Annotated in this window: 13 protein-coding genes and 1 pseudogene; 11 read left to right on the forward strand and 3 right to left on the reverse strand. The window is 70.4% G+C overall.

From position 1 onward, the window contains the following. Positions 1-424, reverse strand: a pseudogene (locus tag ACWDSJ_RS13160) (hypothetical protein); the annotation flags it as partial. Positions 425-502: 78 nt separating this feature from the next. Between ACWDSJ_RS13160 and ACWDSJ_RS13165 the strand changes: the two are divergent. The 3 genes from ACWDSJ_RS13165 to ACWDSJ_RS13175 are packed head-to-tail and all read left to right on the forward strand — an operon-like array spanning position 503 to position 4,183. Then, entirely contained in the window at positions 503-718 is a 216-nt protein-coding gene (locus tag ACWDSJ_RS13165; RefSeq protein WP_450031781.1) for a hypothetical protein, read from the forward strand. A 24-nt stretch (positions 719-742) separates the two neighbouring features. Beyond that, positions 743-2,572, forward strand: a complete 1,830-nt coding sequence (locus tag ACWDSJ_RS13170; RefSeq protein ID WP_387357986.1) for a dynamin family protein — start codon at positions 743-745, stop codon at positions 2,570-2,572. Between the two features lie 39 nt (positions 2,573-2,611). Further along, positions 2,612-4,183, forward strand: a complete 1,572-nt coding sequence (locus ACWDSJ_RS13175; RefSeq protein WP_450031783.1) for a dynamin family protein — start codon at positions 2,612-2,614, stop codon at positions 4,181-4,183. A 138-nt stretch (positions 4,184-4,321) separates the two neighbouring features. Here the strand turns inward: ACWDSJ_RS13175 and ACWDSJ_RS13180 are convergent, their stop codons facing one another. Next, entirely contained in the window at positions 4,322-5,470 is a 1,149-nt protein-coding gene (locus tag ACWDSJ_RS13180; RefSeq protein WP_450031785.1) for a zinc-binding dehydrogenase, read from the reverse strand. 112 nt (positions 5,471-5,582) lie between these two features. Between ACWDSJ_RS13180 and ACWDSJ_RS13185 the strand changes: the two genes are divergently transcribed. The 8 genes from ACWDSJ_RS13185 (at position 5,583) to ACWDSJ_RS13220 (ending at position 13,958) form a co-directional block, all read left to right on the forward strand. Further along, entirely contained in the window at positions 5,583-6,443 is an 861-nt protein-coding gene (locus ACWDSJ_RS13185) for a haloalkane dehalogenase (protein WP_450031787.1), read from the forward strand. Positions 6,444-6,484: 41 nt separating this feature from the next. Beyond that, positions 6,485-7,300 (forward strand): RNA polymerase sigma factor, encoded by an 816-nt coding sequence (locus tag ACWDSJ_RS13190; RefSeq protein WP_450031789.1) that lies wholly within the window; start codon positions 6,485-6,487, stop codon positions 7,298-7,300. A 56-nt stretch (positions 7,301-7,356) separates the two neighbouring features. Then, the gene (locus tag ACWDSJ_RS13195) at positions 7,357-8,007 is read left to right on the forward strand and encodes an endonuclease (protein WP_450031791.1); all 651 of its coding nucleotides are present in this window, start codon (positions 7,357-7,359) and stop codon (positions 8,005-8,007) included. 198 nt (positions 8,008-8,205) lie between these two features. Then, positions 8,206-10,050, forward strand: coding sequence for a molecular chaperone DnaK (gene dnaK, locus ACWDSJ_RS13200; protein WP_450031793.1), 1,845 nt, complete (start codon positions 8,206-8,208; stop codon positions 10,048-10,050). Further along, on the forward strand, positions 10,047-10,712 hold the full coding sequence (gene grpE / locus ACWDSJ_RS13205; RefSeq protein ID WP_387369240.1) for a nucleotide exchange factor GrpE: 666 nt from the start codon (positions 10,047-10,049) through the stop codon (positions 10,710-10,712). Before dnaK ends, grpE begins: the two co-directional genes overlap by 4 nt. Before the next feature lie 21 nt (positions 10,713-10,733). Further along, a complete protein-coding gene (dnaJ, locus tag ACWDSJ_RS13210) occupies positions 10,734-11,906 on the forward strand; it encodes a molecular chaperone DnaJ (RefSeq protein ID WP_387369242.1) in 1,173 nt (390 codons plus the stop codon). After that, the gene (locus ACWDSJ_RS13215) at positions 11,906-12,295 is read left to right on the forward strand and encodes a heat shock protein transcriptional repressor HspR (RefSeq protein WP_450031795.1); all 390 of its coding nucleotides are present in this window, start codon (positions 11,906-11,908) and stop codon (positions 12,293-12,295) included. The genes dnaJ and ACWDSJ_RS13215 overlap by 1 nt, the downstream gene beginning before the upstream one ends. 493 nt (positions 12,296-12,788) lie before the next feature. After that, entirely contained in the window at positions 12,789-13,958 is a 1,170-nt protein-coding gene (locus tag ACWDSJ_RS13220; RefSeq protein ID WP_450031797.1) for a globin domain-containing protein, read from the forward strand. On the opposite strand, the gene ACWDSJ_RS13225 is transcribed toward ACWDSJ_RS13220, so the two are convergent. After that, on the reverse strand, positions 13,959-14,741 hold the full coding sequence (locus tag ACWDSJ_RS13225) for an FAD-binding oxidoreductase (RefSeq protein WP_387369248.1): 783 nt from the start codon (positions 14,739-14,741) through the stop codon (positions 13,959-13,961). Positions 14,742-14,749: the final 8 nt, after the last annotated feature.

Below are 14,749 nucleotides of genomic sequence, written 5' to 3' on the forward strand. Positions count from 1 at the left end.
CTCGCTCGGTGGTGCCGCGCACGCCGGGGCTGATCTGGGGGCCGGGCTTTCCTCCGGGCTCGGCGGTGCCGCGCAGGCGGGTGCCGGTCTGGGAACGGGCATTTCGTCCGGTATCGACGGCTCGCTCGGTGGTGCCGCGCACGCCGGGGCTGATCTGGGGGCCGGGCTTTCCTCCGGGCTCGGCGGTGCCGCGCAGGCGGGTGCCGGTCTGGGAACAGGCGTCTCGTCCGGCATTGACGGCTCGCTCGGTGGTGCCGCGCATACCGGGGCGGACTTGGGGACCGGCCTCTCCTCCGGTATCGGTGGTGCCGCGCACGCCGGAGCCGATCTGGGGACCGGCCTTTCCTCCGGTATCGGTGGTGCCGCGCAGGCCGGGGCCGGTCTGGGGACGGGTGTCTCCTCGGGGATCGATGGGGCCGCGCATGCGGGGACCGGGGTCGAGAGCGGGCTGTCGTCGCATGTGGACGGGGCGCTCGGGGGTGCGGCGAATACCTGGTCCAGTGTGGATGTTTCGCACGCGTTCGGGAGTTCGCTCGATACGGGGGCGTCGGGTGGGATCGATTCCACGCTCGGCGCGAGTGGCGGCGGGTCGCTGGGCGGTGGGCTCGAGTCGGCGGGGCACGGGTCGACGGGGCTGTTCGGGGATGCGAGCGGCACCGCCTCCGGGGCGCTGGACACGCACGCGGGCGGCGATATCACCGGCGGCCTGCTGCACTGATCGGGAAGGCGAGTGAGGACGGGTATGGGAACCGTGGTGGCCACGACCGCGACCGACGCACCGGCTGTGCCCTTGCAGACGGTGCTCGCGGAGACCATCACCGCCGCGCGCACCGCGCAACGCGGGGATCTGGTCGGCCGGCTGGAACGACTGGCCGACCGGGTCCGCGATCCGCGGCGGCGAATCGTGGTGGCGGGCTTGGGAAATCAGGGCAAGAGCCAATTCGTCAACGCCCTGCTGAATCTCGACGTCTGCCCGGTCGGCGACGACGCGACCACCACGGTGCCCGTCCTCCTCGCCCACGGCCCGGAACCCGCGGCCGAACTCGTCCTCGCCGGTCCCACCGGAAACGAGACCGACGGCCGCCGCGTCCCGATTCCGGTCGACGAGATCGGTTCGGTGACAACGCATTCCCCGCACGGTCACGTCCTGCGGCTGGACATCCAGGCGCCCAACCCGCTGCTCGCCGACGGCATCGTGCTCGTCGACACCCCGGCCCTCGGCGGCCACGGCAACCCGGGCGCCACGGCAGTGCTCGGTCTCGCGCCCGCCGCCGACGCCGTGCTGGTGCTGTCGGACGCCTCCACCGAACTCACCGAACCCGAGGTGGACTTCCTCCGGCAGGTGCGTCAGCTCTGCCCGGTCGTCGCCCTGCTGCTCACCAAGATCGACCTGTATCCGCACTGGCGTCAGGTGCACGAGGCCGACGCGAACCATCTGCGCCGCAACGACATTCAACTCCCCATCATCCCGGTCTCGGCCCTGCTGCGCGCCCACGCCATGCGCCTGCGCGACGAACAACTCGGCCGCGAATCCGGCTTCGGCCCGCTGTTCGACTTCCTGCGCGAACAGGTCGTGGCCCGCGACCAGGCCGCCACCCGCCGCGCCGTCGCCCTCGACATCTCCTCCGCCGCCGAACATCTCGCGCTGGCCCTGGGCAGCGAACTCGTCGCCCTGCGCGATCCCGAACGCGGCGCGGCCGCGATCCGCGAACTGCGCACCGCCAAGACGCAGGCCGAGGATCTGCACCGCCGCACCGCCGCCTGGCAGCAGACCCTCGGCGACGGCATCACCGATCTGGTCGCCGACATCGACCACGATCTGCGAGATCGCCTGCGCGCCATCGGCCGTACCGCCGAGGAGTGGATCGACGACAACGATCCCGGGCGGCTGTGGGACACCATGGCGGAATGGCTCACCGCGACCGTCGACAGCGCGGTGGGCGACAACCTGCTGTGGACCCATGCCCGCGCGCTGAATCTGGCCGAACGCGTCTCCGAGCACTTCCTCGAATTCGGCGCGGTCGACCTGCCCAATGTCGGTTCCCGGCTCGATCCGGGCGGTTCGCGCGTCGAGTCGGTGTCGCTCACCGATCTGGAACCGGATCTGGGCCTCGGGCACAAACTGCTCGTCGGCATGCGCGGTTCCTACGGCGGCATGGTGATGATCGGCCTGGCGAGCACCGTCGCGGGGCTGGCGCTGGTCAATCCGATCTCGCTCGGCGCGGGACTGCTGTTGGGCGGCAAGGCCTTCCGCGACGACAAGCGGGAACGCCTGACGCGCCGCCGGAACGAGGCGAAGATGGCGGTGCGGCGCTACCTCGACGATGTCAGCTTCGAGGCGAGCAAGGAGTCCCGGGATCGGCTGCATCGGGTGCACCGCGTGCTGCGCGACCACTTCACCGGCATCGCCGATCGCAGCCTGCGCTCGATCAACGACTCGTTGCAGGCCGCCCAGGACGCGGCCGGGGTGGAGAGCGCCCGGCGCGCCGAGCGCGGCGCCGAACTCGAACGTCAGCTGCGCGTGGTGGCCGAATTGCGGCGGCACGCCGACGCGCTGCTGCCGCCCGGGTAGTGCCAGGAAGCTCCCAGCCCGCTCCGGTACGGTGACCGCGTGAGTTTCGAGGTCACCGGCGCAGGCCAGGGCATCGTTCCCGAGGCGCGCCGGCTGGTTGCGGCGGCCCGGCGGGGGTTCGCGCCGCGGTCGCGCCCGGCGGCGCTGCTCGACGATTGCGCGCGACGGCTCGACCAGCCGCTGCGGGTCGCGCTCGCGGGTCAGCTGAAGGCCGGTAAGTCGACATTGCTGAACGCGCTGGTGGGACAGGACATCGCGCCCACCGACGCGACCGAGTGCACGCGCGTGGTCACCTGGTATCGCAACGGTTCCGCGCCGCGCGTGCGGGCCGTCGTCGGGGACGGGGCGCGGGCGGACGTCGTCGTGCGGCGGCACCCCGGGGCCGACGGTTTGCCGGGCGCGCACGGGTTGACCTTCGATCTGTCCGGGTTGCGCTGGAACGCGGGGGCGCCGCGGGAGGTCGCGCATCTCGAGGTGGAATGGCCCGCGGAGACATTGGCGCGCACCACGATCATCGATACGCCCGGCACCTCGTCGCTGTCGCGGGAGGTGTCGATGCGCACGACACGGCTGTTGACGCCCGACGATCCGGCCGCCGGTGCGTTGCCGGGGGCGGATGCCATCGTGTATCTGCTGCGGCGTCTCGACGCCGCCGATGTCGGATTTCTGGAGCGGATCGGTGCGGCGGCGGGACAGTCCGGGCCGCTCGGTGTGATCGGCGTGGTGTCGCGGGCCGACGAGATCGGGGCGGGGCGGATCGACGCGCTGCACTCGGCGCGGGACGTGGCCGCGCGGTTCGCCGGGGAACTCGAGCGAACGGGCCTGTGCCAGGCCGTGATTCCGGTGGCGGGATTGCTCGCGTTCGCCGCGGCGACCCTGCGGCAGCGCGAATACGACGCGTTCGAGGCGCTGGCGGTGGTTCCGGCGGAGGATCTGAGCGTCGCCCTGCTCTCGGCCGACCGGTTCGCCCGGCCGGATCTGCCGTTGCCGGTGTCCCCCGAGCTGCGCGCCCACCTCGCGGCCCGCTTCGGCCTGTTCGGAATTCGCATGGCGGTCACGCTGATTCGCCTCGGTGTCCGCGACTCCGCCACGCTCGCCGCCGAATTGACCGAGCGCAGCGGACTCGACGAGCTGCGCACCGTCCTCGACGTCCAATTCGCCCAGCGCGCCGACCAATTGAAGGCCCATTCTGCCCTCACCGCCCTCGCGCGCACCCTCACCGCCCACCCCGGCCCGACCGCCGACCAGCTCCTCCCCCGCGTGCGCACCCTCCTGGCCGACGTCCACGGTTTCGCCGAACTCCGCCTCCTCGGCCGCCTCCGCACCGACGAACTCCCCCTCCCGCCCGAGGACCTCGCCGAACTCCACCGCCTCATCGGCGGCTCCGGCGTCGCCCCCCACCTCCGCCTGGCCCTCCCCCCACACACCGACCCCACCACCCTCCGCGACCACGCCCTCGCCGCCGTCCGCAAATGGCGCTCCCGCGCCACCCACCCCCTCGCCGACCGCTTCACCGCCACCGCCTGCCGCACCGCCGCCCGCAGCGCCGAAGGCATCCTCGACCTCCTCCACGACCCCCCGACCACCCCCCTCACCCACCTCCACCCCTGACCCCGGCGACCCAAGCAGCCGGGCACCCCCAGGTACGGCAGCACAGCCGCACCCCTTATTCGGATCTGCACCCGTTTCATGGCCCTGTACAGGGTGCGGATTCGAATAAAGGGTGCGGCTGGGTTGCCGTACCTGGGGTTAGGGGGCGGTGGGGTCTATGAGGATTTTGGCGTGGTGGTCGGGGGTGGCGAGGGTGGTGAAGGCGGTGGGGACGCCGGGGAGGCCGACCGTGCCGGTGATGAGGGGGGTGGGGTCGATTTTGCCGGAGGCGAGCATGTGGAGGGTGTCGCGGAATTCGCCCGGGTCGTAGCCGAAGACGAAGCGGAGGTCCAGTTCCTTGTTGATGGCCATGGCGGGGCGGATGGTGTCGGGTTGCATGCAGACGCCGACGACGATGACGCGGGAGCGTGGGGGCGCGGCCGTGAGGATTTGGTCGAGAATGCCGGGGACGCCGACACATTCGAAGACGGCGGGGCCGGTGGGGCCCGCGTCGAGGGTGTGGGCCAGGCGGAAGGCCAGCCACCAGGGCAGTTTCGGCACGGCGCGCAGGCGGTCCATGGCGTCGAAGCCGAGATTCAAGATATCGGCGGCGCCGGTGATGCGGGGCTTGCGCGGGGTGGCGGTCCAGGGCTCCTCGACGGCGGGATCGACCACGACGTCGGCCCCGCAGCGGGCGGCGAGTTCGCGACGGCGCGGTGAAAGATCGCTCGCCACAACGGTTTTCACCCCGGCGGCCTTCAACATGGTGATCACCGCGAGGCCGATCGGACCGCAGCCGATGACGAAGGCCGTCTGCCGGGCGCCGACCCGCCCGCGCCGCACCGCGTGCCAGGCCACCGCCATCGGCTCGGTGAGCGCGGCGTGGTCGGCGGACAGGCCGTTGGGTACGGGGAAGGTCATGGATTCCTGCACCACGACCTGTTCGGCGTAACCGCCGGGCGCCTGCTCGGACAACCCGGTCAGCTGGGGTTCCCCGTCCGTGCGCAGGATCGGCAGGGCCACCACCCGCGTGCCGGACTTCCAGCGCTCCCGGCAGCCGGGCCCGTATTCGGCCACCCGCCCGACGAATTCGTGCCCCAGGACGACGCGCTGATGCGAGCGCATGAAGTGCTCGTACCCGGTCGCCCGCGCCAGCTCGGCGAGTTCGTCGCAGTGCACCCGCGCGTGCAGATCCGAACCGCAGATCCCGCACCGCTCGACGGTGATGAGCAACTGTCCGGGCCCGGGCCTCGGGGTCTCGATATCGGCGACGTCCAGCTTGCCCTCGGAACAGACCACGGCCTTCATACGGGCACCGTACCCCGACAGCCGGGTGACGGAGGTCACTTCCCGGGCCGGTCACGGGCCGCACATCGGCCGTGTCCAACCGAATGTCATCACCTCACGGAAGGACCCTCCGATGCCCACCCTCGACGTTCTCGATTCCTACCTGCACTACACCGACACCGGCAGCGGCGCGATCCCGATCGTGTTCCTGCACGGCAACCCCACCTCGTCGTACCTGTGGCGCAACGTGATTCCGCACGTCGCCGACCGCACCCGCGCCCTCGCGCCGGATCTCGTCGGCATGGGCGAGTCCGGTAAGCCCGATATCGCCTATCGCTTCGCCGATCACGCCCGCTATCTCGACGCCTGGTTCGACGGGCTGGGCCTGGACCGCGTCGTGCTCGTCGGCCACGACTGGGGCGGCGCGCTCGGAATGCATTGGGCGGCAAGGTATCCCGAGCGAGTCGCGGGGATCGCGCTGATCGAGACGTTCCTGCGCCCGCTGGACTGGTCGGAGATGCCGCCGCAGGGTGCGGAGCTGTTCCGCCGGTTCCGCTCGCCCGAGGGGGAGCGCATGATCCTCGAGGAGAACATGTTCATCGAGTTCAACCTCCCGTTCGGCGCCAAATCGCTCACCGAGGCCGACCTCGACGTCTACCGCCGCCCGTACCCCACCCCCGAATCCCGCCGCTCGATGCTCGTGTGGCCCCGCGAGATCCCGCTCGGCGGCGAACCCGCCGATGTGGTCGCCGTCGTCGAGGACTACGGCCGCGCGATGGCCGCCACCCCGGCCATCCCCAAGCTGATCATGGCTGTGGACAACGGCGTCGGCCTCGGCGCGGGCACGGCCGTCGAGTGGGCGGCGAGAACCTTCGCGTCCGCCGAGACCGCCTCGATCGGCCCCGCGGGCCACCACGCCCCCGAGGACCAACCCGACGCCATCGGCAAGGCCGTCGCCGCCTGGACCGACCGGCACGCCCTGCTCGCGCCCTAGCGGCCCTTGCCCATCCGCCCCGCCGCGCCGACGATGAACCCGTGGAGCACGAGGACGCGGAGTTGGTCGGGCGGGCGGCGGCGGGGGAGGCCGACGCGCTCGCGGAGGTCGTTCGGCTGCTGCGGGATCCGATGTACCGGCTCGCGTTGCGGATGACCGGGAACGTCGCCGACGCCGAGGACGCCGCTCAGGAGATCCTGCTGCGCGTGCTCGGCCATCTCGACACCTGGCGGGGCGAGGCGAAGCTGTCCACCTGGGCCTACCGGATCGGCGTCAACTATCTGCTGAATCTGCGTCGCGCGAGCCCGCAGGAGGCCGTGGGCCTGTCCCTCGACGACTTCGCCGGGGGACTGCGCGACGGGCTGGCCGAGGAGGAGTACCGCGGTCCCGAGGCCGCGGTGCTCACCCGCGAGGTGCGGCTCACGTGCAGTCAGGCCATGCTGCAATGCCTTTCGCGGGAGGAGCGGGTGGCCTTCGTGCTGGGCGACGTGTTCGAACTCGGCTCCGCCGACGCCGCCTGGATCCTCGACATCACCCCGGCCGCGTATCGAAAGCGCTTGGAGCGGGCCAAGTCCCGGCTCGGCAGATTCCTGACCGCGACGTGCGGCGTGGCGAATCCGGCCGCGTGGTGCCGCTGCTCGCGCCGGGTGGACGCCGCGATCGCCGCCGGACGGATCGATCCCCGCCGCCCGGTCCTGGCCGCCCACCCCGCGAGCGCGGCCGAACGACAGATGGCCCACCTCCACGACGCCGCCGCCGTCCTGCGCGCCCACCCCGACTACACCCTCCCCGAGGCCCGCCGCGCCGCCATCGCCCGAATCCTGCGCTCGAACCGCTTCCCCCTGCTGGACGGGTGAGCGCCCGTGTGACTCCCACTCACCCGGGTATGCCCGGCTCGACGAAGGGAGGCGCGATGAGTCCAGCACCCGAACGGGTCGTGCGCGCACTGCTGGAGCGGGCGGGGACGAGCTATGCCGCCGAGGCCGGAATCACCCTGCGGGACAAGCCCGCTCCGCTGTTCCAGCTGCTCGTGCTGGCGCAGCTGTCGAGCGCGCCGATCTCGGCGAAGATCGCCGCGGCGGCGGTGCGGGAGCTGATCCGGTCCGGGTACACCACGCCGCGGCACGTCGCCGAGGCCGAGTGGCAGGATCTCGTCGACGCGCTGGGCCGGGGCCACTACAAACGCTACGACGAATCCACCGCCGATCAGTTGCTGGCCAACGCCGCGGAACTGCTCGACCGTTACGACGGCGATCTGCGCCGCCTGGCCGAGCAGGCCGGGCGGGACCCCGGCCGCGCGGCCGAACTGCTCCAGCGCTTCAAGGGCATCGGCCCGGTCGGGGCGCACATCTTCCTGCGCGAGATCCAGGACGTCTGGACCTGGGCGCGACCGCAATTCGACGATCGGGCCCGCGCGGGCGCCCGCAAACTGCGGCTGCCCACCGACGCCGACGAACTGGCCCGCCTCGGACCCGCCGGTCACGAGGCCGACCTGGCCGCCGCCCTCACCCGGGTGGCCCGCGACGACGACCTCGCCGACGAGGTGCTCGCGGCGGCCCGCTGATCCGCTCCCGCTGAGCCGCTCCGAAAAAATCTCGCCCCGACGGGAATCATCCGTCCGGGGTGGTCGTTGAGCAGATCGAAGCAAGGTTGAGCGAGTGACACTCAAGTCTGTGGTTGACTCCGCCGGAGTCGAGGGGCAGGATTGAGCCGACCACGCTCAGTGTTGCTGAGAATGTACGTCAACTAGGAGGAATCCACCATGGCTCGTGCGGTCGGTATCGACCTCGGGACCACGAACTCGGTTATCGCCGTCCTCGAGGGCGGTGAGCCGGTCGTCGTCGCCAACTCGGAAGGCGCGCGGACGACACCGTCGATCGTCGCCTTCGCCAAGAACGGTGAGGTGCTGGTCGGCCAGCCCGCCAAGAACCAGGCCGTCACCAATGTGGACCGGACCGTGAAGTCGGTCAAGCGGCACATGGGTGAGAACGACTGGAACATCGACATCGATGGCAAGAAGTACACCCCGCAGGAGATCAGCGCGCGCGTGCTGATGAAGCTCAAGCGCGACGCCGAGTCCTACCTCGGTGAGGAGATCACCGACGCGGTCATCACCGTTCCCGCCTACTTCGAGGACGCCCAGCGGCAGGCCACCAAGGAGGCCGGGCAGATCGCGGGCCTCAACGTGCTGCGCATCGTCAACGAGCCCACCGCGGCCGCGCTGGCGTACGGCCTGGACAAGGGCGAGAAGGAACAGACCATCCTGGTCTTCGACCTCGGCGGCGGCACCTTCGACGTCTCGCTGCTCGAGATCGGTGAGGGTGTGGTCGAGGTCCGCGCCACCGCCGGTGACAACCACCTCGGCGGCGACGACTGGGACAACCGGATCGTCACCTGGCTGGTCGACAAGTTCAAGGCCAGCTCGGGCATCGATCTGACCAAGGACAAGATGGCCCTGCAGCGCCTGCGCGAGGCCGCGGAGAAGGCCAAGATCGAGCTGAGCTCCTCGCAGAGCACCTCGATCAACCTGCCCTACATCACCGTCGACGCGGAGAAGAACCCGCTGTTCCTCGACGAGCAGCTGACCCGCTCGGAGTTCCAGAAGATCACCTCGGATCTGCTCGACCGCACCCGGCAGCCGTTCCAGCAGGTGATCAAGGACGCGGGCATCTCCATCAAGGACATCGATCACGTTGTGCTGGTGGGTGGTTCGACCCGTATGCCCGCCGTCTCGGATCTGGTCAAGGAGCTGACCGGCGGCAAGGAGCCCAACAAGGGCGTGAACCCGGACGAGGTCGTCGCCGTCGGCGCCGCCCTGCAGGCCGGTGTGCTCAAGGGTGAGGTCAAGGACGTCCTGCTGCTCGACGTGACCCCGCTGTCGCTGGGCATCGAGACCAAGGGCGGGGTGATGACCAAGCTCATCGAGCGCAACACCACCATCCCCACCAAGCGGTCGGAGACCTTCACCACCGCCGACGACAACCAGCCCTCGGTGCAGATCCAGGTCTTCCAGGGTGAGCGCGAGATCGCCTCGCACAACAAGTTGCTCGGCTCGTTCGAGCTGACCGGCATCCCGCCGGCCCCGCGCGGCGTGCCGCAGATCGAGGTCACCTTCGACATCGACGCCAACGGCATCGTCCACGTGACCGCCAAGGACAAGGGCACCGGCAAGGAGAACACGATCAAGATCCAGGACGGCTCCGGTCTGTCCAAGGAGGAGATCGACCGCATGGTCCGCGACGCCGAGGCGCACGCGGAGGAGGACCGCAAGCGTCGCGAGGAGGCCGAGACCCGCAACCAGGCCGAGACGCTGGTCCACCAGACCGAGAAGTTCATCAAGGAGAACGAGGACAAGGTCCCGGCCGACATCAAGGGCAAGGTCGAGGCGGCCATCGCCGACGCCAACGAGGCGCTGAAGGGTACCGACATCGCGGCCATCAAGTCCGCGGTGGAGAAGCTGGCCACCGAGTCGCAGGCCCTGGGCCAGGCGATCTACGAGTCCAGCGCGGCCGAGGGCGCGGCGTCCGGCAACGGCGCCGCCCCGAACTCCGACGCCGATGACACCGTGGTGGACGCCGAGGTCGTGGAAGAGCCGGAGAAGAAGTGACCGACAAGGACCCGGAACAGGAGCCAATCACCATCGTGGACAACCGCAAGGTAGATCCGGCTGGGTCCGAGGTTCGCGAGCCCGCGGCGGCCGACGGCGCCGCCGCGGGGTCGGCCGATTCCGCTGGGGCGCAGCAGGATTCGCCCCGGGCCGCCTCGGAGAACGGCGCGGATTCCCTCGCCGAGATCATCAGCGGTGAGCTCGCCGAGCGCACCGCGGATCTGCAGCGGCTCACCGCCGAGTACGCGAACTACCGCCGCCGCGTCGAGCGCGACCGCAAGGCCGCCGTCGACGCCGCCAAGGCCGCGGTGGTCACCGAACTGCTCGGCGTCCTCGACGATCTCGATCGCGCCCGCGCGCACGGCGATCTCGAGGCCGGACCGTTGAAGTCGGTGGCGGACAAGCTCTCCGACGCGCTGCGCAAGCAGGGTCTCGAGGAGTTCGGCGTCGAGGGCGAGTCCTTCGACCCGACCCTGCACGAGGCCGTGCAGCACGAGGGCGAGGGCCACGATCCGGTGATCGGTGTGGTGATGCGCAAGGGTTATCGCTTCGGTGACCGCGTGCTGCGGCACGCCCTGGTCGGTGTCACCGACGCGGTAGCGGATCCGGCGACGCCGGATACGACGAACGCTGGCACGGATGCCGGCACAGGCGACGAGTAACACGAAAGGGGGAGATGCCCGGTGAATCGGGAGTGGCTGGAAAAGGACTTCTACAAAGAACTGGGTGTTTCCTCCGGCGCCACCCAGGACGAGATCAAGAAGGCCTACCGCAAACTCGCGCGTGACCTGCACCCGGACAAGAATCCGGGGGACGTCAAGGCCGAGGAGCGGTTCAAGGCCGTCAGCGAGGCGCACGCCGTGCTGTCGGATCCGGAGAAGCGCAAGGAGTACGACGAGGCGCGGCGGCTGTTCGCCAGCGGCGGTTTCGGCCGCGGCGGCTTCTCGCCGGGTGGTGGCTACGCCGGACAGGGCGGTTTCAGCGAATTCAACCTGGGTGACATCTTCGGCGGCGGCGCGGCCGCGGGCGACGGTGGCCTGGGCGACCTGCTGGGCGGCCTGTTCAATCGCGGCGGGGGCGCGCGCACCGCGTCGTCCCGGCCGCGGCGGGGCAGCGATGTGGAGACCGAGACCACGCTCGGTTTCCGCGAGGCGGCCCAGGGCGTGACCGTGCCGCTGCGGATGACCAGTCCGTCGCCGTGCACCACGTGTCACGGCAGCGGCGCCAAGCCCGGCACCAGCCCGCGAGTCTGCCCGCACTGCAACGGAACCGGCGTGATCAGCCGCAACCAGGGCGCGTTCGGATTCAGCGAGCCGTGCGACGACTGCCGTGGGACCGGGTCGATCATCGACGACCCGTGCCCCGACTGCCGCGGCACCGGCATCCAGAACCGGACCCGCACGATCACCGTGCGGATCCCGCCGGGGGTGCGCGACGGTCAGCGGATCCGGTTGGCGGGTCAGGGCGAGGCGGGCCTGCGCGGCGCGCCCGCGGGCGATCTGTTCGTCACCGTGCACGTCGGGCAGGACAAGGTCTTCGGCCGCAACGGCGACGACCTGACCCTGGTACTGCCGGTCAGCTACGCCGAATTGGTGCTGGGCACAACGGTTTCCGTGCCCACGCTGGACGGCCGCGTCGGGGTGAAGGTGCCCGCGGGCACCGCCGACGGGCGTACCCTGCGAGTGCGCGGGCGCGGCGTGCCCAAGCGCGGTGGCGGCGCCGGTGATCTGCTCGTGACGGTGAAGGTCGCGGTTCCGCAGAAGCTGGACGACGATGCCTCCGAGGCGTTGCGCGCCTACGCGGAGGCGGAGAAGGCCGGTGGGTTCGACCCCCGGGCGGGATGGGCAGGTTCGTGATGGACGGTGATCGCGAGAAGAGGACGGGCGGCACCGAGTACTTCATGATCTCGGTGGCGGCGCAGTTGGCCGGTATGCACGCGCAGACCCTGCGCACCTACGACCGGCTGGGACTGGTGACGCCGCAACGCACCTCGGGCGGCGGGCGGCGCTACTCGGCCCGCGACGTGGAGCTGCTGCGCGAGGTGCAGCGGCTGTCGCAGGACGAGGGCGTCAATCTCGCGGGCATCAAGCGGATCATCGAACTCACCAACCAGGTCGAGGCGCTCCAGGAGCGGGTCCGCGAGCTGTCGGCCGAGGTCGAGCGGCTGCGCTCGCGCTACCTGCCGGAGCTGTCCCAGCGCAGCACGGCCCTGGTGGTCTGGCAGCCGCGCAACAAGCGCCACTGATCCGGCGCACGGAAAACATCTGTGGCACAGCGCCTCCGGCGACGGGGGCGCTGTTTTCGTTTGCGCGCGGTGTGCTGGAATTCCGTCGGCGTACTCGGGCGGGGTCGGTCCGCATTTCGTCTCGAAATGTGAATGGCATCCGGAAATTCATTGCCGGAAGGTCGGTTTCATTCCTCGCGCGCGAGGGCTCGCCGACCTCCTGACGGTTGCTCCAAGATCGCTGTAAATCCGAGTATTTCAGATAGAACCGTGCCAGACGGGTGATTCAGGTGCCGAAAACGCCGGTGTGTCATAGGCAAACGGTCGGTTTCGTCGAGTTTTCACCCGCCTCGGCCTGGTTTCGGGGGAATTACACACGTGTTCTTCAGACGACTCGGTCCGCACCTGGCAAACCTCGCTTAGACTCGTTCGACATCGGCTGCCGTCGAGTGCGCGGTACCCTACACCCGTCGGCGCGGCCCGTGTTCGCATGCGAAATGGGGTTGTGAGACATATGGATTCGCGGACCGTCGCATTGATGAGAACGACGTTCAAGGCGGTTGCTGCGGAGGAGGACGGACCGGAGCGGCTCGCCCGCTCGTTCTACGCGATCCTGTTCACCGACCATCCACACATCCGCGACCTGTTCCCCGCCGCCCTCGACGCCCAGCGCGACCGGCTGGTCAAGGCCATCGGCTTCGTCATCGACCGGCTCGAGGAGCCCGGCGCGCTGCTGCCGTTCCTGGCCCAGCTCGGGCGCGACCACCGCAAGTACGGCGTGACCGCCGAACACTATGCGGCCGTGGGGGAGTCGCTGCAGGCCGCGCTGCGCGGCTACGCGGGCACCGAACTGTGGACAGACGAGGTGGAACGAGCCTGGCGCGCGGGCATCGGCCTGATCGCCGAGACCATGATGAGCGCCGCCGAGCAGGAGGACACGCCGCCGTACTGGACCGGCACGGTCGTCGAGCATCGCGCGGTGCTGAGCAATCTGTCGGTGGTCCGGGTGCGCCTCGACCAGGCCATGCGGTTCGCGCCCGGACAGTATGTGAGCGTGCAGATCCCGGCCCGGCCGCGGATGTGGCGCTATCTGTCCCCGGCGACCCCGCCCACCGCCGACCACGAGGTGGAGTTCCACATCCGCGCGGTCAGCGGCGGCTGGGTCAGCCCGGCCGTCGTCGGACACACCCGGGTGGGGGACAAGTGGCTGCTGGGCGCGCCGATGGGCGGACTCGGCGTGCCGCGCAACACCCGGCGCAAACTGCTCATGGTCGCCTGCGGCACCGGAATCGCCCCGCTGCGAGCGCAACTCATGGCCATGACCCAGCGGCGCTCGAATCCCAAGGTGCACCTGTTCGTCGGCGGCCACCACCCCTGCGATCTCTACGATCTGCCCGCGCTGAACGATCTGGCGCTCGCGCACAAGTGGCTGACCGTCGTCCCGGTCGTCGAGAGCGACGAGAACCCCTGGTGGCATTGCGAATCCGGGGAACCCGAGCCCGCCTACCCGGGCCTGGCGGAGCGGCGGGTGGGGCAGATCGGCAAGGTGGTGGCCGCCGCCGGGCCGTGGCCCGAGCACGACGTCCAGATCGTGGGTTCGCCCTCGATGGTGCAGACCACCAAATTCCGGCTCATGGCCGCGGGCACACCCGCCGAGCACATCCGCCACGACCCGCTGTTCTGATCAAACCCCTTCGTAGCGAATGGCTTCCGCGGGGGTGCCGGTGAGGATGAGCCGGTCCACGGTGGCCCGGGTCATGGCGGGGGAGCCGCACACCAGGACCTGGTGATGCAGCAGCGGACCCATATCGCCGACCACGTCGGCCAGGGTGCCCTCGAGCATCTCGTCCACATCGAAGCCGACGTCCACCCGGCAGCGCTCGTACCACTCGTCGACCCAGCCCGGATCGTCGGCCGACTCGACCACGGGAACCACGGTGAGCCAGGGCAATTCACCGGCCAGCAGGTAGAGCATGTCCGAGGCGTACAGGTCGCGCGGGGACCGGCCGCCGACGAACAGATGCGTGCGCGGCGGTTCGGGACGGCGGCTCAGATCCAGCAGCAGCGCGCGCAGCGGCGCCAAACCCGTTCCGCCCGCGATCAATACGACGTCGGTGGCCCAGTCGTCGACCGACAGCCACCCGGCCGGATCGCTGATCCGCCACTGATCGCCGGGTCGGGTGTCGGCCACGATCGAACCGCTGCACCAGCCGCCCGGCACCGTGCGCACGTGGAATTCCAGTTTGCCGTCGAGCGAGGGCGGCAGCGCGGGGGAGAACCGCCGCCGCAGCCCGGGATGCCGCGGCACCTGCACCTGGACCGACTGGCCCGCCGCGAACGGCACGAACTCCCCGATGAGCCGGATCACCGCGAGGTCGTGCCGCAGCCGGTGATGGCCGACCACGGTCGAGGTCCACTCCTGGGCGTCGAGCCGGATCTCCCCGGTCTCGTCGGGGCCGATGGTCACCTGGGGTA

This window comes from Nocardia sp. NPDC003482 (genome assembly GCF_053588115.1).

What these genes read in the sequence shown, in the direction of transcription:
- ACWDSJ_RS13170 (WP_387357986.1), top strand. Translation starts at nt 743, where the DNA reads ATGGGAACCGTGGTGGCCACGACCGCGACCGACGCACCGGCTGTGCCC.
- ACWDSJ_RS13180 (WP_450031785.1), bottom strand. Translation starts at nt 5,470, where the DNA reads ATGAAGGCCGTGGTCTGTTCCGAGGGCAAGCTGGACGTCGCCGATATC.
- ACWDSJ_RS13185 (WP_450031787.1), top strand. Translation starts at nt 5,583, where the DNA reads ATGCCCACCCTCGACGTTCTCGATTCCTACCTGCACTACACCGACACC.
- ACWDSJ_RS13195 (WP_450031791.1), top strand. Translation starts at nt 7,357, where the DNA reads ATGAGTCCAGCACCCGAACGGGTCGTGCGCGCACTGCTGGAGCGGGCG.
- dnaK (WP_450031793.1), top strand. Translation starts at nt 8,206, where the DNA reads ATGGCTCGTGCGGTCGGTATCGACCTCGGGACCACGAACTCGGTTATC.
- ACWDSJ_RS13215 (WP_450031795.1), top strand. Translation starts at nt 11,906, where the DNA reads ATGGACGGTGATCGCGAGAAGAGGACGGGCGGCACCGAGTACTTCATG.
- ACWDSJ_RS13220 (WP_450031797.1), top strand. Translation starts at nt 12,789, where the DNA reads ATGGATTCGCGGACCGTCGCATTGATGAGAACGACGTTCAAGGCGGTT.